The sequence below is a fragment of the Phycisphaerales bacterium AB-hyl4 genome, from assembly GCA_041821185.1.
Taxonomy (GTDB): domain Bacteria; phylum Planctomycetota; class Phycisphaerae; order Phycisphaerales; family Phycisphaeraceae; genus Natronomicrosphaera; species Natronomicrosphaera hydrolytica.
In genome coordinates this window covers 459,821-483,887 of sequence record JBGUBD010000001.1, presented here as the reverse complement: position 1 = coordinate 483,887, position 24,067 = coordinate 459,821, and the positions used below count along the sequence as shown (strand labels likewise).

Below are 24,067 nucleotides of genomic sequence, written 5' to 3'. Positions count from 1 at the left end.
TTACTGGGATGGTGGTTGGGCGCGACGATCTTTTTTGAACTGGGCGGGAGCGCCGGCGGCGACGGCGTAGGGGGGGATGTTGTCGCGGACGACGCTGTGTGCGCCGACGACGGCGTGCTCGCCGACGGTGATGCCATCCATGAGCATGGTGTATGCGCCGAGCCAGGCGCCGTCGCCGACGGTGATGCCGCCGCGGTCGTCGATGGGTGCGTCGGCGATGGTGATGTCGGGGTTGTCGGTCCGGTGGCCTGCGCCGGCGAGGTAGGTGTAGGCGGCGACGAGTGCTTTTTCGCCGATGCGGATCGTGCCCAGCGTGCCCATGCGGCAGTTGCTGGAGATACACGTGCCGGGGCCGATGTCGATCGTGCCGCCGCGGAGGGAGAGGATCGTGCCGCGGCCGAGGAAGACGTTGTCTCGGATGATGATGCCGTCGCCTTGATCGCCTTTTGCGTCGAGGACGACGTGGTCTTCGATGATGCAGTTTCGGCCGATGCGGATGCGATCGGGTCGTCGGAGGGTGACGTCGCGGCCGATGACGCTGCCGGGACCGAGATCGGCGAGCAGGTGTCGGTAGGCTTTGGCGCGGAGGGCGAGGCCGGCCGCGCCGGGCAGGTCGCCGAGGCAGGTGGTGAGCAGTTCGTATTTGATGAACGTGGGCCAACCGCCGCCAGTGACGAGCTGGCGGTATCGGGTGGCGGCGGATTGGCGTGCGTCGGTGGCGGCGGCGTGGGAGCGGGTGAACGGTCGGTCGGTTTCAGGTTCGGGGGACGCCCACGGCGTGACGCCGTGGGCTTCGGGTGAAGATGGCGCGTCGGGGGCGCGGTTCGCGTCAGTCGGGTTTGGGGAGGGGGTGTCGCTCATGGGGGGGCGTGCTCATGCTGGGCGGGTGTTCGGGCGGGGTGTCGGGTCGGCGAAAGAGAAAATCGTGCAGCAGATCGGCGCCTTGGGCGGCGCGGGCCTTTTCGCGTTCGATGATGGGTTTCAGTTGAAGGCGGGTTTCGTGGCGGGTGGCGTACGCGTCGGCGACGTGGCGGACGAGGTTGTCTTCATCGAGCGTATCGAAGTGGATGAGGTGGTGGCCCTGCTCGATGGAGAGCATGAAGCCGGTGGTTTTGGGATAGCTGACGATGCCGACGACGGGCGTGCCGACGCTGGCGGCGAGAATGAGCGCGTGGGTCCGCATGCCCACGAGCAGCTCACAGCGGCGGAGCACGCCGGCGATCTGCTGGTCGTGGTAGCGTTGATTTGAGATGAGCTTGACGCGATGCTGCTGTTTGATGCGGCGTTTAAGCGGCTGGGCGACTTTGAGGTCCATGACCTGGGTGATGACGAAAAGGATGTCGACGTCGAGCTGCTCGATGAGCCGATCAATCGCGCGGGCGAGTTCGTCGAGCAGGCCGTGGGTGTTACGGTGTCGGCCGACTTTGTTGAGGAAGACGTCGAGGTAGGTGTTGACGTTGAAGCCGACCGTGCCGTTGGGGTTTTGGAAGAGGTTCTCACGCTCGGCAATGCGGTCGACGGCCGACTCGTCTACAGCCATCGTGCCCAGTGCGCAGTCGGCGGCGAAGTGCGGCGCGGGGTGGGGGATGTCGAGGCGTTCGAGCAGTTGCTGGGAGGGCTGGTCGCGGAGGATGACGAGCGAGCAGGCCTGCATCAATCGATGGAGGCAACGTCGGCCCATGGTGGTGGTCACGGGGCCGAGGCTGGCGTTGTAGAGCACGACGGGCGTGCCGCGTCGGGCGGCGATCGGCAGGATGAGCGAGAGGGTGCCGAGGTAGTTGTAAAGCGGATTCCAGAGGCGGCGGTCGAAGAGAATGTTGTCGGTGATGAGGATCACATCGCTGGTCAGTGTGGCGTGGAGCAGTGGCAAGCCGAAGATTTTCGCGCTCATCGCCCATGGCAGGAGGGAGACAGGCTGGACATTGCCGTGGCGGTTGATGTGTTCGCGGATGAAACGGGGATTGATGGTGGGGACAAGGAAGTACGGGTTGTCGAACCGCGCTTCGATGTCGTGAATCAGTCCCTTGAGGATGGCGATATCACCAGCGTTTCGGCCGGAGAAATTCCCCAGCACGCAGATACGTAGCGGTCTGGCCATATGCTTGTTTTCCCACCATTAGCGATTGATATCGCCCACTGTCAGCCCTGGTCTGGCAGGTTAGCGCGGCACAGGTGGTGGGGGCAAGGGGGAGTTTGTTGAAACAAGATGGCGACGAAATTTGCGATTACGTTCGTACGCTGGGGCGGCGGGCCTGGCCGGTTTCGAGCATGGATCGGCTTTGGTGGAGCAGCGTTTCGGATCGGCGGACCATCTGTTCGAGGCGCTGCTCGGTTTCCTGCCAGCGATTCTGGAGGACGTCGAGGCGTTCTTCGAGTTTGTCGATGGCGTCGGTGAGGCGGTCGTCCATGTGTTGCGTCCTTTGGCCGTAGGCGCGAAGGCTGCGAGCGACGTCGATTTCGAGCTGTTCGCGGAGATTGGCCTGCTCCTGCTTGGCCTGGGCGAGCAGGTCATGCTGCTCGGTAAGATGTGCCTCGGCGGAGCGGAACAGTTGGACGCCGAGCTTGACGCGCTGTTCAACGCGAGACTGTGCCCGCCGAACGGCTTCGAGCTGCTGGCGGGGCGTGAGGGTGCGCGGGGTGGGCAGATCGTCGTGCGTGAGGGCAAGTGTGGGTCGAGTCATCGTTCTTTAAACCTCCCTGGCTGGGGCTCGCGCGGCAGCGCGATGTGTTTCATCGATCCGTATCGGCTGAGCGGTCGGGAAGGCTGCATAATCCGGCAAGGTCCGATATGCTTCGAACCTATGAAATTGACACAGGTTCTGGACGTATTGCGAACGTTGGCGCCGGAGCGATTGGCCGAGCCTTGGGACGCGGTGGGGCTGCAACTGGGCGAGGCCGACCAGCGGGTAAAGCGGGGGCTGCTGTGCATTGACCTGACCGAGCCGGTGCTCGCGGAGGCGATCAGGCGGAAGGCGGATCTGGTGGTGGCGTACCACCCGCCGATCTTCAAGCCGCTGGCAGCGCTGACGGAGGCGGAGGTGAAGCAGCGGATTGTGCTGCGGGCGGCTCGCACGGGGATGGCGATTTACAGTCCGCACACGGCGCTGGATGCGGCCGAGGGCGGCGTGAACGACTGGCTGGCGAGCGGGGTGGGCGAAGGCGACGCTCGGCCGATCCGTGTAGCCGAGGTGCCAGCGAGTGGTGCGGACAATCGTATTTTCGAGCTTGTGGTTTTCACGCCTAAGGAAGACGTCGACCGGTTCCGAGCCAAGCTGTCCGACGCCGGCGCGGGGGTAATCGGCCACTACAGCCAGTGCTCGTTCAACCTGATGGGCGAGGGCACGTTCCTCGGCGACGAAACCACGCACCCGACGGTGGGGCTCGCCAATCGTCTGGAGCGCGTGCCGGAGGTTCGGCTGGAGATGATCGTGCCCGCCGACCGATTGGCCGACGCGGTGCATGTCGTGCGGACGGAACATCCTTATGAAGAGCCTGCGTTTTACATCTTCCCGTTGCACGCACCGGAGCAGGTGAGCGCCGCCACCGCCGGGCAGGGGCGGGTGGTGACGCTGCGTCGGCCGGTGAAGCTGGCGACGCTGGTGAGTCGGCTGAAGAAGCACCTGGGCGTGAAGCATCTGGAGGTGGCGACGGCGGACGGGGCGGACGAGGTGCAGCGGGTGGGGCTGTGTGCTGGCGCGGGCGGCTCGCTGCTGGCGGAGGCGGGGGACGTGGACGTGTTTTTCACCGGTGAGATGCGGCATCACGATGTGCTGTCGGCAGTCGCATCGGGGGTGTCGGTGGTGCTGGCGGGGCATACGCAGACGGAACGGCCGTACCTGCCGGTGTACCGGGAGCGGATCATCGCGGCGGGGGCGGCCGGGGTGCAATGGCAGGTGAGCGAGGTGGACGGGCCGCCGACGGCATTGCGGTAGGGGGGTGGGGGGTACTGGTTTGTGGTTTCTCGTTTCTGATTGGGCAAGCCGAGCCCTGGGGAGCGGTAGCGACGAAGGGCCGGATCGTCGACGCTGAAGGTTGCCGATGACATTCAAAGTTTGCGTCGGCCACGATCCGGGGCTTCGTCGCCGCGGCTCCTCAGCCCTCGGCTTGGGTGATTCGCCGATTCGTCTGGCTGTCTGACCCCTGACTTGGCAGGGACCGGTTGGGGCGGTAAAGTATGTGGCTCACGATTTGCCGTCGCCCCGGCGGCTGACGACTGGGGCTATTAACCCGAGACGGAGTTTCGCATCATGGCTGAATTCAAGAAGTTCTCTCCCGCGGCCCGTGGCAAGGCGGCCCGCGTCAGCAGCACCGGCAAGGTGTACGTTGACTATCGCCAGGCCGACGACCTTCGCCGATTCCTGACGCCCAACGGCAAGATTCAAAGCCGTAAGAAGACCGGCCTGACCGCTCGCGAGCAGCGACTGGTGTCCCAGGCGATCAAGCGGGCGCGTTACATGTCGCTGCTGCCTTACACCAGCGCGACGCTGTAAAGCCGGTCGGCTTTCTGTTTTCCATCAACGCCAGATTGGCGGCTCGGTGCTCCGAGTCAGCCAACGTTGTCTATCGCCTTGCCTTATCTGGCAAGGCGACGCCTGTGCCTGATACGACAAGGCGGATTAACATTTAGACGCGGGCCTCGGCCCGCGCGTTCGGTCATTGCGGCGGGCCCAGGGCGGAAAAGGCGGTGCAAGCACCGCCGCTAAATGTGTCAAATACGAAACTCGCGTTGCCATACATGATGCGTCTGCCGGTGTTGGCATGCCGGGCGGTGGCCCCGCCTTGGCGAGGCTTGTCGATCGCATGTATGCTGACGTGCGTTTTCCACTGCCACGCGCGAAAGGATTCGGGCAAGCCATGGCCGTACCGCTGATCGATCTTGCTGACCAACATGAATTGCTCCGTGAACCGCTCGAAGCGGCGTTTGCGGAGGTCTTAGCTTCGGGCCAGTTCATCCTTGGGCCTTATGTCGAGAAATTCGAGCGAGAGCTGGCGGAGTACTGCCAGGTCGAGCACGCCATCGGCGTCAGTTCCGGCACGGACGCGCTGCTGGTGGCGTTGATGGCGCTGGACATCGGGCCTGGCGATGAGGTGATCACCACGCCGTTCACCTTTTTCGCCACCGCGGGCTGCATCAGCCGCGTCGGCGCGAAGCCTGTGTTCGTCGACATCGTGCCGCGCACCTACAACCTCGACGTCGAGCAGATTGAGGGCGCCCTGACCCGGCAGACCAAGGCCATCATCCCCGTGCACCTGTTCGGCCTGCCCGCCAACATGGGGCCGATCAACGACCTCGCCAAAGCCAACAACCTCGCCGTCATCGAAGACGCCGCGCAAGCCCTCGGCGCACGCTACGACGACAAGCCCGTCGGCAGCATCGGCGACGTCGGCTGCTTCAGCTTCTATCCCACCAAGAGCGTGCCCGCCCTCGGCGACGGCGGCGCGGTGGTGACCAACGACGCCAAGCTGGCGGATAAAATCCGCATGCTTCGCGTGCATGGCTCAGACCGGGGCTACCATTTCCCCCTGATCGGTGGCAACTTCCGCCTCGACGCGATCCAGGCCGCCGTGCTCAGCATCAAGCTCAAGCACCTCAACGGCTGGGTCGAACGACGTCGCGAGATCGCCGACCGCTACGGCCGCAAGTTCGAAGACCTGGCGATGACCACCCCCTTCGAGCCCGACGTTCGCTTCCACGCGTACAACCAGTACACCGTACGCGTCCGCGGCGGCCAGCGCGAAGCGGTACGCCATCACCTGGACGCCTGCGGCATCGGTACGCGGGTCTACTATCCCGAGCCCGTGCACCTGCAGCCGTGCTACACCGATCTGAACTACCGCCCCGGCAACCTGCCTGCTGCGGAAGCGGCCTGCGAAGAGGTGCTCAGCCTTCCGATCTACCCTGAAATGACCAACGCCCAACAGGACGAGGTCGTCGCCGCTGTGCGTGAGTTTTTCAAAGCCGAGTAACACTCGGCCCCGCCCCTGTGAACGAACAACAAAGCGAACAACCCGACGGGCTGGTCCGACTGGACAACGTCTCCAAGTCGTTCGGCTCGCTGCACGTGTTGCGCGATGTGAGCCTCCGCTTCGAGCGTGGCAAGACCACCGTCATCCTCGGCCCCTCCGGAACGGGCAAAAGCGTGCTGCTGAAGCACATCGTCGGCCTGCTGCGGCCCGACGCCGGCGAAGTCTACTTCGACGAGCAGCGCGTCGACCGCATGAGCCCGGCTGAACTGGTGGAGATCCGCAAGCACATCGGCTTCCTCTTCCAGATGGGCGCGCTGTTCGACTCGATGAACGTCGGCGAAAACGTCGCCTTCCCCCTCGTCGAGCACACCAGGCAGACCGAAGCCGAGCGAGACGAGCGCGTCGAGCAGGTGCTTGAAATGGTCGGCCTGCCCAACATTCAGAAGAAAATGCCTGCCGACCTCTCCGGCGGCCAGCGGAAGCGGGTCGCGCTGGCCCGGGCGATTGTGCTGAACCCGTCGCTGATCCTCTACGATGAGCCGACCACGGGGCTGGATCCGATCCGTTCGGACGTGATCAACGAGTTGATCATCGCGTTGAATCGTCGCCTGGGCATCACGAGCATCGTGGTGACGCATGACATGGTCAGCGCGAACAAAATTGCCGATCGTCTGGTGTTACTTTACGATGGTCGAATCGTCTGCGACGGCGATCCGCAGACCTTCCACAACCACGAAAGCGACCTGGTTCAGCGTTTCGTCAAAGGCCAGGCCGACAAAGAAGACCTCGACGCCATCCGCCGCGGCTTCGAGCAGATCGACGAAAAGCCATAGGTTTCTGGTTTTTCGTTTCTGGTTTCTGGTTGACGGCAACGGACCGTCACGCCAAACCAGAAACGAGAAGCCACAAACCAGAAACCGGATTCCGAAATGGATGACCGCAAACGCAACCTCGCTGTGGGTCTCACCGCCGCCATCGGGCTCGTCGGCGTGCTGGTGATGATGCTGCTGTTCGGCGATGTGGCGAATATGTTCAACCGCACCTACCCGGTCACCATCGAGTTGCCCGAGGCCGGCGGCGTGAACCCCGGCAGCCGAGTGCAGTTGCACGGCATTGAGATCGGGCAGGTCGAAACCGTCCGCTTTCGCCATCCGCCGGGCACGGGCGTGGAAGTCATGGTGAAGGTGCGAGACAACATTCAGATCCCTACCAATGCGCAGGTGAATATCGAAACGCCGTTGCTGGCGGGCAGCCCGATGATCGCCATGCGCTCGCCGCGCGACGAGCCGCCCGAGGACTACCTGCCGCGCGACGGGTCGGCCCGTATCCGAGGCGAAGTGCCCACCATCGCCACCGCGCTGGCCCAGGAGTTGCAAGCCGTGTTCGACGAACGCCTCGACCAGTTCGACGGCGTGCTCGAACACTTCGAAACGCTGAGCACGGAATGGCAACGCGTCGGCCAGCACGTGAACATGCTGCTCGAGCCGCGCAACGCCGACGACGTCGACGCCGAGCAGCAGGAAGCCAACGTCACCACGGTCATCAGCCGACTGGACCGCCGCCTGGCGGAGTTGGAGGAGATGGTCAGCGGCATCAATCGTTACGTGAACGACGACGAGATGTACGACAATCTCCGCCAGACGCTCACCAGCAGTCGCGTGATCGCGGAACGGGCCGAGCAGACGGTGGAGAAACTCGGCGAGTCGATCGAGGAAAATGTCGTGCTGCTGCGTCGACGTTATGTCGCGCTGGCGGACGACCTTGCCGGGGCGGTGGGCTCAATGCATCGGCTGGTCGACGACGCCCGCGAAGGCGAAGGCACGGTCGGCCGACTGATAAAAGATCCCGAGCTTTACGAAAACCTCAACGACGCAGCGGAGCGCATCCAGACCACCTCGGACGAGCTTCGTCTGCTGATCGAAAAATGGCGAGCGGAAGGCTTGCCCGTGCAGTTTTAGTCATTGAAGATTGCCTTGGCATCGCCTTTCAATCATCAATCTGAAATATTCGATGCCCATGAAATACGTCATCATCATCCCCGACGGCGCAGCCGACTATCCGCTCGATGAGCTCGACGGCCAAACCCCTTTGCAGGCCGCACGCACGCCCAACATCGACAAGCTCGCTGAAATTGGACGCCAGGGCACGGTCGTCACCACGCCCGAAGGCATGCCCTGCGGCAGCGACGTCTGCTCGATGAGTCTGCTTGGCTACGACCCGGTGCGCTACCATCGCGGCCGGGCGCCGCTCGAAGCCGCGGCGCTGGGCATCGAACTCGACGCCCGCGACTGGATCTTTCGCGTCAACCTCGTCACCGTCCTTGACGGCAACATGCAGGATCACTCGGCCGGCCACATCAGCTCACGCGAGGGCGAAACGCTCATCCGCGAGTTCGCCGCGCATGTCGGCCTGCCGCCGGGCATGCTGCTGTACCCCGGCGTGAGCTACCGCAACATCCTCGTCGATACCACCAACCGCAACGCCAGCGATGAAAGCCCCGGCCGCGACTGGGCCGAGTTGGAAACCATCCCGCCGCACGACATCCCCGGCGAGCCGATGCGAAAACATCTGCCCGTCGGCGGCGAGTTTGCCGGCTTGCTTCAACAGTTCATCGCCGAGAGCAACGTCTTCCTCCGCGAACATGAGATCAACCTCACTCGGCAGGAGATCGGCGAACTGCCTGCGACGCACTTCTGGCCTTGGGGCCAGGGCCAGGTCCCCGTCATGCCCAGCTTCGCCGACCGCTTCAAGCTCCGCGGCGCGATGATCACCGCGGTCGACCTGCTCGCCGGCATCTCCCACTTCATCGGCTGGGACCGCCTCGACGTGCCCGGCCAGACCAGCTACCACGACAACGACTACCCCGCGACCGGCCGGCACGCCGTCGACGCGCTTGACGCTTACGACCTGTTATGTGTTCACGTCGAAGCGCCCGATGAAGCCGCTCACGCTGCTGATGCCGCCACCAAGGTCGCCGCCATCGAAGCCATCGACGAACACGTCGTCGGCCCAATCCACGACGCGCTGGCCAGCCGTTACGACAATGACTGGCGCCTGCTCCTGCTGCCGGACCACTACACCCGCGTCGAAACCCGGAAGCATGATCCGACGCCCGTGCCGTTTCTCATGGCAGGCAAACGCGTGCGAAGCCTCGTTCAGCGCCCCTTCACCGAGGCCCACGCCAACGAAGCCGACCTGCACATCCCCCACGGCCACGAATTGATGGAATACTTCCTCCTCAGCGGCCGCGACTGAACTCACCGAGGGTTCAGTCCGACAACCACAAACGATAAACCACAAACCATAAACGAGAAACCTCCCCCTCATCTCTCACTTCGCTTCGAGGTACTGCACGCTGAACCATTGCCGCGCATCGGTCCACACGTCGACCACCTCGAACGCTTCACTCGCAAGCGACGCGAAGCTCGCCAGCGTGTGCTTGTATGAACACTCTGTGCGGATCGATTCGCCGACCGTGATGTGAAACGTATCACCGTTCAACGCGACATGCTGATCGCTTCGCGCGACAAGGTGCATCTCCACCCGGCTCGCTTCGCCGTTCCACACAGCTTGATGTTCGAACGCATCCACATCAATGCCCGCACCTACCTCGCGATTGATGCGATGCAGCAGGTTGAGATTGAACGCCGCCGTCACACCCGCCGCGTCGTTGTACGCTGCTTCCAGCACGGCGGGCTCTTTTCGCAGATCCACGCCGATCAACAAGCCGCCGCCTTGCTGCACCATGCCTGCAACGCGTGCAAGAAATCGCCTCGCTTCATCCGGATGCAGATTCCCTATGGTTGAGCCGGGAAAGTACGCCACCCGTCGCTGTGGCGGCTGCGTCGGCTCGGGCAACGTCATCGGCTGGGCGTAGTCCGCGCAGATCGGCTGGACGTCCAGCTCCGGATACGCGTCGGCAATCTGGCCCGCCGCATCGAGCAAATGCTCGCGCGAGATGTCGATCGGCATGTAGCCGACCGGGTCGACCAACTCGTCGAGCAACTTGCGAACTTTCACACTGCTGCCACTACCCAGTTCGATCAGCAGGCAGCGCGGGCCCAGCCGCGCCGCCATCGCCGGCGCGTGCTCGTGAAGGATCGCCAGTTCGGTGCGCGTGGGGTAGTACTCAGGCAATTCGCAGATGCGGTCGAACAGTTGCGAGCCGCGTCGGTCGTAAAAGAATTTACAGGGCAACTGTCGCGGCGAAGCACGCATCGCAGCGGTGCATTCACCAACCACGTCGTCGGCCTGCGGTTCGAGATCAAGCAGGGGAAGTTGAGGCATGGGTGATCGTAGGCGCTTAAGTGTCGGCGTTCACGCATCCCGCGCCAGCCGCAGGCCGGTGAACTGCCACCGGGCTTCCGGGGCGAAAAAGTTGCGGTAGGTTGCACGCACATGACTTTGTGAGCTTCCACACGAGCCACCGCGCAAGACGTACTGGTTACACATGAACTTGCCGTTGTACTCGCCCAACGTGCCCGGCCAGGGCCGGTAGCCGGGGTAAGCCGAATAGCTGCTGCGCGTCCATTCCCACACATCGCCAAAGCACCGCCGCACTCGGCCGACCTCTCCGTCAATCGCCACGGACAACGGCAACGGATGAATCCGACCCACACCGGCTGCGCTGTCGGCAAAGTTTCCCTGCATCGGCTGGTCGCGACAGGCCAGCTCCCACTCCGCCTCGTCCGGCAGACGTGCCCCGGCCCAACGCGCGTACGCGTCCGCTTCAAAGTAGCTCACATGACACACCGGCTCGTCCAACACCAACGGCTTCGCTCCGGCCAGCGTGAACTGCATCCACGCTCCGCCCTGCGCCCCATCGCGAAACCAGTACAGCGGCATCTGCCAATCATCCGCCTGCAACGTCGACCAGCCCAGGCTCAGCCACAGCTCCGCCCGACGGTAGCCGCCGTCTTCAATGAACGCGAGATAGTCGCCGTTCGTCACCGGCCGATCCGCCAGTTCGAACGCCGCAACGTAACGCTTATGTCGCGGCGTTTCGTTATCAAAATGAAACGACTCGTCGTCGGCAGGCACGCCGACCTCATACACCCCCGCGTCGAACCCCACCCAGCCCGGCTCGTCGACATCGCCCGGCCCGTTGCCGGCGGGCTCATCGTCAAACGCGTGATAAGCCGGCAGCAGCGGGCTTGAAGAGAACACATGTTTGATATCCGTCAGCAACAACTCCTGATGCTGCTGCTCGTGATGCAACCCCAGCGTCAGTCGCGGCGCAATTTGGTCGAGCGTCGCGTCGTCCGCATTCAGCAGCAATTCACCCATGCGACGGTTGATCGATCGGCGGTAGTCGTACACCTGCTCCACCGTCGGCCGAGAGATCAACCCCCGACTTGGCCGACAGTGCTGCGGCCCCGCGCCGTTGTAATAGCTGTTGAACAGGAAGTAGTACGCCTCGTTCACCGGTTCGTAGCCGGGCACGAACTCCTGAAGGATGAACCGCTCGTAAAACCAACTTGTGTGCGCCAAATGCCACTTCGTCGGGCTGACGTCCGCCATCGACTGAACCACGTAGTCTTCCAGCGCCAGCGGTCGACAGAGTCGTCGGGTGAATTTGCGCACCGCCTTGTACCGCATCAGCATCCGTTCGCCGAGCGGCTTCGATTCGTCCGCTTCGGCCGGGGGATGCGCCGTTGGCTCGGTCGAGGCGTGAACCGGCAGCGCTGCCGACCGTGCAGCTACATCAAACACTGGCTTGTGCATCACAAAACTCCCTCCTGATCAGCAATCGAGATGTCTCCCGCATTCCATTACGCAACCGTCGTTCGCAGGTGCGACAAATCTTAGGCATGAATCTGGGAAAACAAGCGAAGTCGGGAAACCGAGCAACGCAAGCCCGTCAAGCCGTCTGCGACACTCCCGCCGCTCCCCTCGACAACGCTGCCCGCTCTTGCGTTCAAGCCAGACAAAACGGTCGGACAACCATTGACACAAACACGGCCTCAGCGTAAATTAGAAATCGGTGATAATTGATTCTCAAGCCCATGGTGGGCTCGGTTCGGCGGCACGCAGGAAACTTCATGGAAAGACGAACGCCGCAGCGAGAAGCGATCCGCGAAGCAATACAGCAAGCAGATCGGCCGTTGGGGCCCCAGGAAATATTGGAGCGTGCGTTGCATGCCGTCCCAGGCCTAGGTATGGCAACGGTTTATCGCACCGTCCGAGCCGGTGTCGACGAAGGCTGGCTTCAGCCGGTTGATCTGCCCGGATCGCCAACCCGATACGAGCCGGCGGGTAAGCAGCACCACCACCACTTCGCCTGTCGAACCTGTGGCGGGGTGTTCGAAGTTGACGGCTGCCCCGGGAACCTGGGGGCATTGACACCGGACGGCTTCAAACTGGAGAATCACGAGGTCGTGCTCTACGGCCTGTGTCGGCAGTGCAACGACTAGGGCCAACGCATAAGCAGCGGCCAACGGATTAACGGAAGCAAACGTGAGGCAGGGCAAAGCGAACAACCAGACACGCCGACCGCAACCGGCACGGGCCTTCGCCCTTGCTGCGGTGCTGGCCTTGTTCGCTATCGTCGGCACGGCCAGCGGCCTCTGGTCCGTCACCCACGCTGCCATCGATCACCATCACCCGCCCGACTCGGCTTGCCACGACGGCGACGCGCATCACAGTCCAACGTCCGACGACGCACCGACCGACACCGACCACGACTGCCCGACTTGCGACCTGATTGCCGGCTCGCAGACGCTCAACCTTACCCGCCACACCTCGGCCGACCACCGCCTCACCGAGTTGGTCGGCCCCACGATTGCGACACCGCAGACCCACCCCCTCCGCCAGGCCGACCTCACCGCCTGGTCCGCCCGTCCTCCGCCCCACGTCGGCTGACTCTTCGCCGCGCCGTGGTCTGATTTTCCATGAAGATAGTGCGCTTGCACCGCAAGCCGAGGGCTGAGCCAATTTGGCAAAGCCCCGGGTCGCTGGCGCGTCTTTCCCCGTCACGCCAGATGTTGTCATGCCCTAAGGCATTGAGGTTTGTTATGTCTGCTCGCCGTACTGGTTTTACGTTGATTGAGCTTCTGGTGGTGATCAGCATCATCGCCATTCTCATCGGCATCCTGCTGCCGGCGCTGGGCGCGGCGCGGCAGGCGGCCCGACAAACGCAATGTCTGACACAGGTTCGAAACCTCACCACGGCACACTGGATGTACATGACAGACAATAAGGGCCAGTTCATCGATGTCGGGCTGCCACATGGCGGTGCGGCGTATGATGAGCAGATCGCCTGGGTCAACACCCTGGAGTACTACTACGGGACGGATCTGATCGTCCGTTCACCCGTGGATGACAGTCCGCACTGGCCAGGCGGGGAGCAACTCAACAATCGCTGGCGTCGCAGCAGCTATGGCGTCAACGATTTCCTGACGTCTGAAGGCGAGCAGGGCCATACCGTCCGCCAACTTGAAGGCGTGCCTCAGCCTTCGGCGACCGTGCAGTTTCTGATCATGGCATACACAATGTCGTTCGCAACATCGGACCACGTTCACGCGTACGACTGGGGACAGGGCAACCCCACAGCCCAAACGATCGCGTGGCGCGCTGCCCAGCAGATGCAGACCAATGCCTACGGTGGCGGTGAGGAGCAACCCGACGCGCGAAGCCCCTATGGCTTCCTCGACGGCCACGTTGAAGTCCGGCAAATTGATCAGGTCTATCCAAGCGCCGGACGCAATAACTTCAATCCCGCCCTCGCCCGATAGCGTGGCGACGGCGTGAACCAATGTTTCACAATCATTACCAACAGATTAAAGGATCTCAACCATGAAGACGGTTTCGCAGAACAAGTTTTGGTTCGTGCCCGGCCTCACCATGGCTGCCCTTGCATTCGCCAGCCCCGCCTACAGTCACGAAGGCACGGAAATTGAGATTGAAGTCGAAGATGGCAACGTGCTCGAACTGCACGGCCCGGCCATTCTCCACGACCATGAACACTTCGGATTCATCAACGCCGGCGGTTCATGGGAAACCAACCATGACGGAAACACATGGCCCGGTTTCGATGCACACCTCGGCTCGGCGCATGCGAACGTGAACTTCGACCTGATCGCTGAAACGCCCCTCTACTATTGGGACGGCGCAAGCTCAGGATTCACCCCGATGACCGGCGATACCGCCATCCGACTCAGCCACGGTGGCAACAACCTTGACATCACTGGCCAGTCCGGCTCTCAGACCTTCTCCAACCTTGTCAGTACCGACAGCAACGGGAATATTCATTCCCACCGCCTCTGGCAACTGATCGGCGATGACGGCGAACCGGCTGACGGCGCCTATCTCATCGGCATCCGAATGGACGCCGACGGGTATGAAGCCTCCAACCTCCAGGGCATCCTCTTCCACAAGGGGCTCGACCATGAGCAGTACGAACTGGCGGAAAACCTTGCCTTGGCCGTCATCCCCGAGCCCGCCAGCCTCGCGCTGGTCGGACTTGGCGGTGCGGCCATGCTGCTCCGGCGTCGGCGGGCGAGCGTCTGATTCGCACGCTAACCGTTCGTAAACATGCCGCCGGTACCATCCTGGCGAAGTAACGGCAGGGTTTGAGGCTCGGAGGGGGCCTTAAACCCTGTTTTTACGCGCTGCGCACATGCTCCGCCAATCTGCCGGGAAAAACCTTGAAGTAAGACCGCTGGTCGGCAAAAATCGTGCAAGGTGAAACCATGAAGCCAGGCAACCCCGAAACGTTTGCGATGAAAGATCGCCGGTGTGCCCCCTGCGAGGGTGGTACGCCGCCGATGGATGATCGTCAGATCGCTGACTATCTCCCCCACACGCCGGGGTGGAAGCCGATGGATCATGACACGGCCATCGAACGCACCTTCAAACTTTCCGACTTTCACGAAGCCTTGGCGTTCGTCAACGCGGTGGCGTGGATCGCTCACCGGGAGGATCACCACCCGATCATCGAGCTCAACTATCGTCAGATCCGCTTGCGATACACCACGCACGCCATCGGCGGCCTGAGTGAAAACGACTTTATCTGCGCCGCGAAGGTCAACGCTTTGCTTGATTCGCCGACGGCAGGCTGATGCCGCCGCGGCCGCCGAGGGCGGCCATGAACGCATTCCCACGATGGACAAAAAGGGAAACGAGTGGCCCTTGTCCACCCGTCACGCTACTGTATGAGCCAAGCGCCCCCGCGGGCGCATGAACGGGGCAATTCCAACACCATTCGACATCACAATCTGCTTTTCAGAAGGGGCGAGCACATGAACGCACGGCGTCAACACCACCACACCGCACGGCTGGTCGGCTGGGGCATGGCGATCGCATTCGCGATTCCCACATCCTTCATCACGCCCGCCCTCGCGGACGACGTTGAAACCGAACTGCCACCCGCGGCGGCGTCCACATCGCCAGACGACGCGCCGCAGGACGCCGACGCGGGCAAAGCCGAGAACGAAAACGAAATGTCTGATGACGAGTTGCTCGACTACTTCCGCGTGTCGCCCAACTCTTTCAACATCAACAGCCACGTGCACTTCGACGACGACGGCAACGTCCGCAATGAACAAAATAACATGGGGCTGAACCTCAACGTCTTTTATGACCCGGCGTTCATCCCGCGTTCGTATCGCAACCTCACCATCGACAGCATGGTCACCGACACCGGCGAAGAGCTGAACCACCAGCATCGCATGACCGGTGAACAGATCATCCATCACCATCAGCACGGCCATCAGTCGCCTCGCTTCAGTGTCAACATCCAAGTCACGCCGCCCAAACAGCCCGCCAACCGTATCCGCCGAGTCGTCGGCTCGATTGAAGTGAGCATCCCCATGGGCGAGCCGCGTCACGCTGTGCTTAGCCCCATCAAAGAGGTGCTCGGCAAGCGCGTACACATCGCCAACTTCCCCGGCAGCGAGTTGCAGTTCAGCTTTGAGCAGAACAACAACCGCTCTCGCCTCCAGATGAACGCCGAACTGGCTTCGCTGCTGACGGACGTTCGCTTCTTCCGAACGGATGATCAGGAGGTTCACGCCCAATCGCGCGGCACGGGCCGACACGGCGATCGGCATCAGCAGTTCTACCAACTCGAACTACCCGAGGATGGCAAGATCATGCTGACGTTCCGATCGGAAAATCGAACGCTGCGCATCCCCTTCGAACTGGAAGACATTCCCCTGCCTCATTCGGGCAACGGCGGCGGCGCGGACCTGGTGATCCGTGCCGAGTTGGGTGACCCCGTCGTGCAAAACGCCGGACCAGGCGATGGCGACCTTGAGGTCCGCATTGAGTGAATGCGATTCGTGTGTCAACCGTCCGCTGCGCGAGCTCTCGCGTAAAACGAGAGGGCTCACCGATGTTGCACGGCGAATCTGTGGGTGATCCCCCATTTCCGAACCCCGTTGCCCGACCCCGGAACCGCGTCGCCCCGGTTATACTGCGGCTCTGATCCGTAACAGGGAGGTTGCCGGATGCGATTGTCGTACATGGGGATGCTGGCGGTGCTGGGGTTGTTGGTGCTGGTGGGCTGTCAGCCGCCGGCGCAGGAGTCGGCCGGCGAGCGGTCGCGGACGTCGTCCACCGCGCGGCCGGGCGTGGGGGGGCTGGTGTTGCCGTCGGAGCCTGTGGTGTCGCGCTTGCCGCGGACCGGCGACGTTCAGGCCGAGCCGACCATGCGCGTGCGCGTGAAGGTGCAGGCCGAGCGAGCTGAGTTCGACAGCGTGCGGACGATCACGATCGCCCCGCTGATGAGCACCGGCGAGCCCGACCCCGCCGCGGCACGCCGTTTCACCTCGCCGGTCACCGTGGCCCACGATGGCCAGCGCTTTCGTTTTCAAGATGGCAGCGGCCGCAGCCTCGCCTGGCGTGCCGGCGCGTTTCACCTGAGCACCGGCTACGGCACGGATATCCGCCTCGGCGAGCATCGCTACCCCGGCACGTTCGCCCTCGTCGCGCTCGCGGGCAGCGACGGGCAGCCGACCGGCATGTTCGATGTCGTCAACCATGTGCCCATGGAAGCCTACCTGCCCGGCGTGCTCGAACGCGAGCTGTTCCCCAACTGGCAACTCGAAGCGTTTGTCGCCCAGGCCATCGCCGCCCGGTCGTACGCCCTGTTCGAGCGGCGCGTCAACGCCGACCGGCATTACGATATCCAAGCCACCACCGCCAGTCAGGTCTATGGCGGCACGGGCACCAACCCCCGCGCCATCGACGCCACACGCATGACCCGCGGCATGGTCCTCACCCATCAGGGCGCTGTCGTCCCCGGCTTCTACTCCAGCGCCTGCGGCGGCCTCACACAAACCGCCACCAGCGCCTTTCCCCACTTCCAGCAAGCGGTGGGCATCACCCCGCTGCGCGGCGGCGTAACGTGCGACCACTGTCGCCCAAGCCCGAACCACCGCTGGGGACCGGTACATCGCAACGCCGACGAACTGGCCGACCGCATCGCCGCCTGGGGCCGAGCCAATCGCAACGCCGTCGCTTCGCTCGACGGCCTGCGCAGCGTTCGGCTAAGCCATCGCAGCATCGCCGGCCGACCGGCACGTTTCGAGGTGACCGACCGCATCGGCCGAACGTACCCCCTCGCGGCCGAGCACTTTCGCTTTGCCTGCAACTTCGCTCACCCCGACCGCGGCCCCGTGCCGCGCGAGCAGCAACTGCTCTCCAGCCACGTCGAAGTTCGCATGCAGGGCAGCCAGATCACCTTCACCGACGGTCGCGGCTTCGGCCACGGGGCGGGCATGTGTCAATGGGGCGCTCAAGGCATGGCCAGCCGCGGCTACACCGGCCGCGACATCGTCCGCCACTACTACCCCGACGCCGAGCTTCGCCGAATGTATTAAGTGCACGCCACCATAACGCCCAGGCATGGCCATGCCTGGGCGTTATGGTGGCGTGCGATCATCACCATCGCGATACAATTCGCCCCATGACCGCCGACGCCACCACCCAAGCCAAGGCCGTGCTCCGGCGAACGATGCTCGCGAAGCGGGCCGTACTGTCCGCCGACGATGTCGCGACATGGTCGCAGGCCATCACCGCCCGCGCCCTCGACCTGCCCGAACTTGAAGAGGCACGCTCCGCATTCGTCTACGTTTCCATCGAACGCGAGGTCGACACCCGCCCGCTGCTCGCAGCGCTGCTGGAGCGCGATATCACTGTCGCCGTCCCCTTCATCGCCGGCCCGGGCCGACTCGAAGCCCACCACATCACCAGCCTCGACCACCTCACCCCCGGCCGCTACGGCATTCCCGCGCCCGCTCACCCGAGCCCCTTCACCGACACACCCGACGTCTGCCTCACCCCGGCGGTGGCGCTCACCGAGCACGGCGAACGCATGGGCATGGGCGGCGGCTACTACGACCGCTACCTCGCCCAGCACCACACCGGTGTCATCATCGCGTTGGCCTTCGAAATGCAGATCGTCCCCCACATCCCCACCGAACCCACCGACCGCCGCGTCAACACCATCGTCACCGACCGCCGCGTGATTCGCTGTTCCCCGCCCCCATCCGCCCCAAGTTAGCCGCGAAGCACCGCGGAGCGTGCCCCTCTCCTACTCTTAATCCTAATCCAATTCCCCTCTCCGCTTTGCGATCAGGAATAGGAACTTGGAGTAGGATTAGGAACGCGAACGCCTCATTCACTCAATCATCTGTGCCAGGTCCACTAACGGCGTATACAACGCCCGCACCAGCAGCGGCATCCAGATCAGCGACACCAGCACGAACCCAGCGTTGATCGCCAGCGTCAACACCTTGTTCCGCATCAGGCACTCTTTCGCCACCAGCCCCACCATCAGCAACACCAGCAGCACGAACACCACCGTCGGCGGCATGGCCAGCACCCACGTCGTCAGCCGGGGCAACGGCTCCTCCAGCCGGTTGTAAATCCCCACCACCAACGGCCCCAGCAGCACCACCGCCAGCATCGCCAGCAGCAACTGCACCACCGCGATAGAACACACCGATGTCGACGCCACCGTCGACCCCACCTGGTACAGCGGATGTGTCGGCCCGAACGACGACGCCTGCGTCGACGCGTCAAATTCCTCCACCGCCGACGGGCCCGCCACAACCTCTTCTTCTTCACGCAACGACATACCCACGCCTTTCAACATCCAACCACAAAGCCCACGGATGTAGCGCAGCGAATCCGTGGGGGGCCGGGGGACTCCGGGGGGACTCCCCCGCTTATTTCACCCTCCAGCATGCCCGCGTTGTCCGCTCGTTTCAAGGGAAATGTTGGTCGATCTCACACCGTTTCGTGCACCATGAACAGTGCCGTCACGACGAACACGTCGTACATCGCATGCGTGGCTGCGACAATGCCGAACCCGCGCAGCACGTACACCGCTGCAAGATAAACGCCCGCTACCGTGTAGAAGATGAACCGCCCCGTATCGAAGCCTGCCACGAACGCTTCCCAATGCCATGGGTTCGGCTCGGGGAAGTGGTACAGCGCAAACGCCACCGCCGAGATCACCACCGCCGCTACCGCGCCGATATGCTCCGGCAGCCCGAGCAGGTCCACCAGCAGCAGGTGCAGCAGCGCAATGGCGATCAGGCGAAACAGCAACTCTTCATAAATTCCCGCGCCGATCGAAAACACCACGCCCGTTGACCAGTCGGGAATAACCAGCACGCCGTCTTTGGCTGTAAGCGCCCCCGGCTCGACCGCCGAGAGCATCCACTGCGCCACCGGTTCGCGAAACAGTACCAGCGTGAACACGAACAGCGGCACCGCCAGCGCCAGCGACTCAACCCACATCATGCCCCACAGCTTCGGCTCGGGTTCCCACGGGTCCCGCCGAACGAAATGCGCACTTAGGAGAAACACCACCACCAGCAGGCCCGGCAGGTAGTAGCCCGTCACACCGAACCACTCAAAGCCCGTGCGCAGCAGCCGCCTGGCCGTGATGTCATATTCCCCCGCCAGCAGCACCACGCCCAGTTCATACACGATGATCAACGGCAGCAGAAAATAGAGCGACTGCAACGGCCAGTGCGTCCGCTCCCAGTAGGTTGAGAAATCGGAATTTCGGATTTCGGATTTCGGATTTCGATTCGACCGCGTCATGGCGTCTCTACGTATTCACGCTGTTACCGAAGCCAACAAATTCGAAATCCGAAATTCCAAATCCGAAATTCAATACGTCAACACCGCATGCACCGAGTCGTAAGGCTTGAGCTTCTGCCGACCCTTAAGAAAGTCCAGCTCGATCAGCACGGTCACGCCGGCGATCTCGCCGCCGAGCCGGTCGATCAGGTCGCAGCAGGCCTTCATCGTACCACCGGTGGCCAGCAGGTCGTCGACCATGAGGACGCGTTGGCCCTTGGCGATGGCGTCGGCGTGGATCTCGAGTGTGTCCTGCCCGTACTCAAGGTCGTAGGTGAGCTGGTGCGTTTCGCGCGGCAGCTTGTTGGGCTTGCGGATTGGCACGAAGCCGGCCGAGAGCGCCTGCGCGATCGCCGTGCCGAAGATGAACCCCCGCGACTCCGCGCCGACCACCAGCTCGATGCCCTGCCCGCGAAACGGGTTGGCCATCATCTCCACCGCCAGCGCCAGCCCGCGCGGGTCGGCCAGCAGGGGGGTGATGTCCTTGAACACGATGCCCGGCTTGGGCCAATCAGCCACATCGCGAATCAGCGAATGAAGTTGTTCCATGCCGGCGTCCGTTGGCGTGATCATGTGATCATGTCCTGGTCGGTGTGGGAATTCGTTACCTCAAGCTGCACGTTTTACCATGAACCGCCCCCCAACGACACGTTCATCCGCCGCCATCATCTAGCCTTGGGCTGGCAAACCGATTTCACACGGCCCGCTTTAGCCTGGCACGCGCTTTGTAACCAATCCTCATGCGGACCGGGTCGTGTTCCGGGGCCGACCCGGTCCGCTTGTTTTTTCAGGCCTCGCCAGGGCTGCCCTCCGGATCGCGTGACCGAAATTGCAACCCGCAGCCTGCCCGTTGCAGCCTTTACAGACCCGCCGTCAAAAGGAGCCTCGCCATGGGATTACTCAGCAGTGAATTTCGATCGATGGATGACTTGTTTGTGCAGCAGCTTCAGGACATTTACGACGCCGAGACCCGGCTCGTGCCCGCGTTGCACAAGATGGCCGAGGCATCGACGTCGCCCGGCCTGAAGCAGGCGTTTGAGGAACATCAGCGGCAAACCGAAGGCCACATCAGCCGACTTGAGCAGGTCTTCCGCCAGTGTGAGCTTGAGCCGAAGCGCGAAACCTGCCAGGCCATGAAGGGCCTGATCGCCGAGGGCGACGAGATGATCTCCGCCAAGGGTGACGAGAAGGTGCGAGACGCCGCGATGATCGCCGCCGCTCAGCGCGTCGAGCACTACGAGATTGCCAGCTACGGCACGCTGCGCACGCTCGCGAAGCACCTCGGCCGACAGGATTGCGCCCAGTTGCTTCAGCAGACGCTCGATGAAGAAGGCGAAACCGACAAGAAGCTCACCAGCCTTGCTGAGGACGAGATCAACCCGCAGGCCCGCGCCGCTTAAGCGCACTGCGGCAGGCAAAGCGATCAAAGGAGGTGGAGATCGCAGGAGGTGGAGAGAGAGCAACCCCCGTGGCGACCGCTCGGTTCTTGGGTGACGAGCGGTCCGCCCGGGGGTTTTTTTATCGCTGATTTCTAATCGCTGATTGCTGATTGGAATACAGAGCCCCCATTAAAGCCCACGGATATAGCGCAGCGAATTCCGGGGGTCCCCACCCGTCAGCAATCAGCAATCTGCAATCAGCAATTAGAAATCAGCAATTAAATCTCACGCCCCCATCACCTCAAGCATCGCTCGGCAGAACGCCGGCAGGTCGTCCGGCCGACGGCTGGTCACGTGGTTGCCATCCACGCACACTTCCTGGTCTACCCACTTCGCGCCGGCGTTGCGCAGATCATCCGTCAACGCGGGTGTGCTCGTGTAGGTCGCTCCTTCAACAATGCCCGACGAGATGTCGATCCACGGACCGTGGCAGATCGATGCGACGCACTTGCCGGCTTCGTGTATCTCGCGTGTGATGTCCTTCACCTCGTCGTATCGGCGGAGCTTGTCGGGCATCCAGCCGCCGGGGATGACCAGGCCGTGAAAATCGCTGGCGCTGAGATCGCGGACAGCCGCGGTGGCCTTCTGCGGGTAGCCGTGTTTGCCCTGGTGGACTTTGCCTGCCTCCACGCCCGCGACGACGACTTCCGCGCCCGCTTCGAGCAGGCGATATTTGGGATATTGCAGTTCGAGGTCTTCGTAATCGTCTCCGACGAAAATGAGAATGCGCTTGCCGTTGAGGTCGCTCATGGTCAGTCTCCTTTGAGTGCATCGTGTGTCCGTATCGTGCCCACAACATACGGAAAATCTGTTGTACACTCTAGGCATGAACAACAAAGACATCCGACAGATCCGCTCGGCCCTGGACCAGTTCGCCATCGAACTCCCCTCGTGGGGCTTCGCCGACACAGGCACGCGCTTTGGCAAATTCTTCCAGGACGCCGCCGCGTCGACCGTGGAAGAGAAGTTTCACGACGCCGGGCTGGTACATCAGCTTACCGGGGCGTGCCCGACGGTGGCGGTGCATGTGCTCTGGGACTTCGAGCCCGGTGAAGATCCGAAAAAGGTCGCCAGGCTCGCGAAGAAGCACGGCGTCAAGGTTGGCTCGATCAACCCCAACGTTTTCCAGGACCAGGCGTACAAACTCGGCTCGTTCTGCTCGCCGGACAAGGCCGCCCGCGATGCGGCGATCAAGCACAGCTACGACTCGATCGACATCGGCAAGGCAGTGGGCTCGAAGCTGATGACGATGTGGCTCGCCGACGGCACGAACTACCCGGGGCAGGACTCGATCTACCGCCGCAAGCGCGATCTGCAAGGGGCGCTGAAGAAAATTCACGACCGCATGGCCAAGCAGTGGCGAGGCAGCACGCTGCTGATTGAGTACAAGCCGTTCGAGCCGGCGTTTTATCACACGGACATCGCCGACTGGGGCATGGCCGCGGCGTTCGCCCGGCATGCGGGCACGAAGGCCAAGGTGCTCGTCGACACCGGCCACCACCTGCCCGGCGCGAACATCGAGCACATCGTCGCGTTCCTGCTGGACGAAGGGATGCTCGGCGGCTTCCACTTCAACGACCGCAAGTACGCGGACGACGACCTGACGCTCGGCAGCATCGACCCGTACGCGATGTTCCGCATCTTCGACCAGATCGCGCAATACGCGTTTGAACGTGATCTGAAGAAGCTGCCCGATGTGGCGTATATGGTGGATCAGTCGCACAACCTCAAGCCGAAGCTCGAAGCGATGGTGCAAACGGTGATGGAGGCGCAGTCGCTGTTCGCCAAGGCGCAGATTGTGGATCGCAAGGCGCTGGCCAAGGCGCAGGCCGCGGGTGACATTGTCGCGGCCGAGCGATGTTTGAAGCAGGCGTACGAGGCGGACGTGACGCCCGCGCTGGCGAAGTGGCGGAAGGCGAACGGCCTGCCGGTCGATCCGCTGGAGGAACTGCGCAGCAGCGGCATTGTGAAAAAGCTCGGCAAGGAGCGCGCCGCCGCCCGCCGTGCCCGCGGCGAAGTGCAAGCGTCGTCCTACGCGTAACGGTGTATGATGTCGTGCAGCTCGAAAGGGGATTGCATGGACACCGTAGCGCCGCCTTCGGCCGATCGTCCGAACTGGTGGGGACGTAACTGGAAATGGTTCGTGCCGACCATGGTGATCGTGCTCGTGCTTTCGCCGGCGGTGTGCTGCGGCGGGATGTTTGTGTTTGTGTTCGGCATGATTCGTCAGACCGAGCCTTACCAACTGACGATGGAGCGCGTCGAGCGCGACCCGGAAGTGCTCGCAGCGCTTGGCCAACCAATTGAGTCCGGTTGGCTGGTTTCGGGCAACATCAACTACGCCGGTGGCGGCGGTGAGGCGGACCTGAGCTTCAGCATCCGCGGCCCCCAGGGGCGAGGCACGGTTTACGCTGTTCTGGAACGTTCCGCCGGGCAATGGCAATGGGGCGAACTGGTCGTGAACGTGGACGACACCGGCGAACGGCTCGTTCTCGAATCGGCATCTTCCACGCCCTGACAACATGCCATTATCATGGACGGCCACGATCCACGCGAAGGAGATC

General features: G+C 62.9%; 26 protein-coding genes. 17 read left to right on the top strand and 9 right to left on the bottom strand.

The features are described 5' to 3' along the window. From ACERK3_02045 to ACERK3_02035, 3 genes are all read right to left on the bottom strand, one after another. A complete protein-coding gene (locus ACERK3_02045) occupies positions 1-861 on the bottom strand; it encodes a hypothetical protein (GenBank protein MFA9477067.1) in 861 nt (286 codons plus the stop codon). After that, complete coding sequence (locus ACERK3_02040) at positions 830-2,098, bottom strand: polysaccharide pyruvyl transferase family protein (GenBank protein MFA9477066.1); 1,269 nt, start codon at positions 2,096-2,098, stop codon at positions 830-832. The genes ACERK3_02045 and ACERK3_02040 overlap by 32 nt, the downstream gene beginning before the upstream one ends. 127 nt (positions 2,099-2,225) lie before the next feature. Continuing rightward, positions 2,226-2,681 (bottom strand): hypothetical protein, encoded by a 456-nt coding sequence (locus ACERK3_02035; protein MFA9477065.1) that lies wholly within the window; start codon positions 2,679-2,681, stop codon positions 2,226-2,228. Positions 2,682-2,801: 120 nt separating this feature from the next. Here ACERK3_02035 and ACERK3_02030 point away from each other — a divergent pair, with 120 nt between their 5' ends. The 6 genes from ACERK3_02030 (at position 2,802) to ACERK3_02005 (ending at position 9,222) form a co-directional block, all read left to right on the top strand. Beyond that, positions 2,802-3,932 (top strand): Nif3-like dinuclear metal center hexameric protein, encoded by a 1,131-nt coding sequence (locus tag ACERK3_02030; protein ID MFA9477064.1) that lies wholly within the window; start codon positions 2,802-2,804, stop codon positions 3,930-3,932. Positions 3,933-4,247: 315 nt separating this feature from the next. Continuing rightward, complete coding sequence (gene rpsR / locus ACERK3_02025; GenBank protein MFA9477063.1) at positions 4,248-4,490, top strand: 30S ribosomal protein S18; 243 nt, start codon at positions 4,248-4,250, stop codon at positions 4,488-4,490. A gap of 364 nt (positions 4,491-4,854) precedes the next feature. Continuing rightward, complete coding sequence (locus ACERK3_02020) at positions 4,855-5,967, top strand: DegT/DnrJ/EryC1/StrS family aminotransferase (protein ID MFA9477062.1); 1,113 nt, start codon at positions 4,855-4,857, stop codon at positions 5,965-5,967. Positions 5,968-5,984: 17 nt separating this feature from the next. Beyond that, on the top strand, positions 5,985-6,800 hold the full coding sequence (locus ACERK3_02015; GenBank protein ID MFA9477061.1) for an ABC transporter ATP-binding protein: 816 nt from the start codon (positions 5,985-5,987) through the stop codon (positions 6,798-6,800). A gap of 96 nt (positions 6,801-6,896) precedes the next feature. Further along, the gene (locus tag ACERK3_02010; GenBank protein MFA9477060.1) at positions 6,897-7,925 is read left to right on the top strand and encodes an MlaD family protein; all 1,029 of its coding nucleotides are present in this window, start codon (positions 6,897-6,899) and stop codon (positions 7,923-7,925) included. A gap of 52 nt (positions 7,926-7,977) precedes the next feature. Beyond that, positions 7,978-9,222 (top strand): cofactor-independent phosphoglycerate mutase, encoded by a 1,245-nt coding sequence (locus ACERK3_02005; protein MFA9477059.1) that lies wholly within the window; start codon positions 7,978-7,980, stop codon positions 9,220-9,222. A 75-nt stretch (positions 9,223-9,297) separates the two neighbouring features. Here ACERK3_02005 and egtD read toward each other — a convergent pair whose 3' ends face one another. Both egtD and egtB read right to left on the bottom strand, forming a co-directional pair. After that, on the bottom strand, positions 9,298-10,254 hold the full coding sequence (egtD, locus tag ACERK3_02000) for an L-histidine N(alpha)-methyltransferase (GenBank protein MFA9477058.1): 957 nt from the start codon (positions 10,252-10,254) through the stop codon (positions 9,298-9,300). Between the two features lie 30 nt (positions 10,255-10,284). Further along, on the bottom strand, positions 10,285-11,571 hold the full coding sequence (egtB, locus tag ACERK3_01995) for an ergothioneine biosynthesis protein EgtB (GenBank protein MFA9477057.1): 1,287 nt from the start codon (positions 11,569-11,571) through the stop codon (positions 10,285-10,287). 437 nt (positions 11,572-12,008) lie between these two features. Between egtB and ACERK3_01990 the strand changes: the two genes are divergently transcribed. From ACERK3_01990 to ACERK3_01955, 8 genes are all read left to right on the top strand, one after another. Beyond that, the gene (locus ACERK3_01990) at positions 12,009-12,380 is read left to right on the top strand and encodes a Fur family transcriptional regulator (protein MFA9477056.1); all 372 of its coding nucleotides are present in this window, start codon (positions 12,009-12,011) and stop codon (positions 12,378-12,380) included. Positions 12,381-12,423: 43 nt separating this feature from the next. Continuing rightward, a complete protein-coding gene (locus ACERK3_01985; GenBank protein ID MFA9477055.1) occupies positions 12,424-12,828 on the top strand; it encodes a hypothetical protein in 405 nt (134 codons plus the stop codon). A gap of 152 nt (positions 12,829-12,980) precedes the next feature. Next, complete coding sequence (locus tag ACERK3_01980; GenBank protein ID MFA9477054.1) at positions 12,981-13,700, top strand: type II secretion system protein; 720 nt, start codon at positions 12,981-12,983, stop codon at positions 13,698-13,700. A 61-nt stretch (positions 13,701-13,761) separates the two neighbouring features. After that, positions 13,762-14,475, top strand: a complete 714-nt coding sequence (locus ACERK3_01975) for a PEP-CTERM sorting domain-containing protein (protein MFA9477053.1) — start codon at positions 13,762-13,764, stop codon at positions 14,473-14,475. A 182-nt stretch (positions 14,476-14,657) separates the two neighbouring features. Continuing rightward, entirely contained in the window at positions 14,658-15,026 is a 369-nt protein-coding gene (locus ACERK3_01970) for a 4a-hydroxytetrahydrobiopterin dehydratase (GenBank protein MFA9477052.1), read from the top strand. A gap of 180 nt (positions 15,027-15,206) precedes the next feature. Further along, positions 15,207-16,238, top strand: a complete 1,032-nt coding sequence (locus tag ACERK3_01965) for a hypothetical protein (protein MFA9477051.1) — start codon at positions 15,207-15,209, stop codon at positions 16,236-16,238. 177 nt (positions 16,239-16,415) lie between these two features. Then, positions 16,416-17,789, top strand: coding sequence for a SpoIID/LytB domain-containing protein (locus ACERK3_01960; GenBank protein ID MFA9477050.1), 1,374 nt, complete (start codon positions 16,416-16,418; stop codon positions 17,787-17,789). A gap of 86 nt (positions 17,790-17,875) precedes the next feature. Further along, the gene (locus ACERK3_01955; GenBank protein MFA9477049.1) at positions 17,876-18,472 is read left to right on the top strand and encodes a 5-formyltetrahydrofolate cyclo-ligase; all 597 of its coding nucleotides are present in this window, start codon (positions 17,876-17,878) and stop codon (positions 18,470-18,472) included. Between the two features lie 117 nt (positions 18,473-18,589). On the opposite strand, the gene ACERK3_01950 is transcribed toward ACERK3_01955, so the two are convergent. The 3 genes from ACERK3_01950 to ACERK3_01940 all read right to left on the bottom strand — a co-directional run bounded on the left by ACERK3_01950 (position 18,590) and on the right by ACERK3_01940 (position 20,637). Next, entirely contained in the window at positions 18,590-19,048 is a 459-nt protein-coding gene (locus ACERK3_01950) for a hypothetical protein (protein ID MFA9477048.1), read from the bottom strand. A gap of 152 nt (positions 19,049-19,200) precedes the next feature. After that, positions 19,201-20,025 carry a type II CAAX prenyl endopeptidase Rce1 family protein gene (locus ACERK3_01945; GenBank protein ID MFA9477047.1) on the bottom strand — a complete coding sequence of 275 codons (825 nt, stop codon included), beginning with the start codon at positions 20,023-20,025 and terminating at the stop codon, positions 19,201-19,203. Between the two features lie 69 nt (positions 20,026-20,094). Beyond that, positions 20,095-20,637 carry an adenine phosphoribosyltransferase gene (locus tag ACERK3_01940; GenBank protein ID MFA9477046.1) on the bottom strand — a complete coding sequence of 181 codons (543 nt, stop codon included), beginning with the start codon at positions 20,635-20,637 and terminating at the stop codon, positions 20,095-20,097. 317 nt (positions 20,638-20,954) lie between these two features. Between ACERK3_01940 and ACERK3_01935 the strand changes: the two genes are divergently transcribed. Then, a complete protein-coding gene (locus ACERK3_01935) occupies positions 20,955-21,464 on the top strand; it encodes a ferritin-like domain-containing protein (GenBank protein MFA9477045.1) in 510 nt (169 codons plus the stop codon). Between the two features lie 264 nt (positions 21,465-21,728). Here the strand turns inward: ACERK3_01935 and ACERK3_01930 are convergent, their stop codons facing one another. Further along, positions 21,729-22,253 carry a type 1 glutamine amidotransferase domain-containing protein gene (locus ACERK3_01930; protein ID MFA9477044.1) on the bottom strand — a complete coding sequence of 175 codons (525 nt, stop codon included), beginning with the start codon at positions 22,251-22,253 and terminating at the stop codon, positions 21,729-21,731. Positions 22,254-22,329: 76 nt separating this feature from the next. Here ACERK3_01930 and ACERK3_01925 point away from each other — a divergent pair, with 76 nt between their 5' ends. Together ACERK3_01925 and ACERK3_01920 are read left to right on the top strand one after the other, a co-directional pair. Beyond that, on the top strand, positions 22,330-23,544 hold the full coding sequence (locus tag ACERK3_01925) for an L-rhamnose isomerase (GenBank protein MFA9477043.1): 1,215 nt from the start codon (positions 22,330-22,332) through the stop codon (positions 23,542-23,544). A 36-nt stretch (positions 23,545-23,580) separates the two neighbouring features. After that, positions 23,581-24,021, top strand: coding sequence for a cytochrome c oxidase assembly factor Coa1 family protein (locus ACERK3_01920; GenBank protein ID MFA9477042.1), 441 nt, complete (start codon positions 23,581-23,583; stop codon positions 24,019-24,021). Positions 24,022-24,067: the final 46 nt, after the last annotated feature.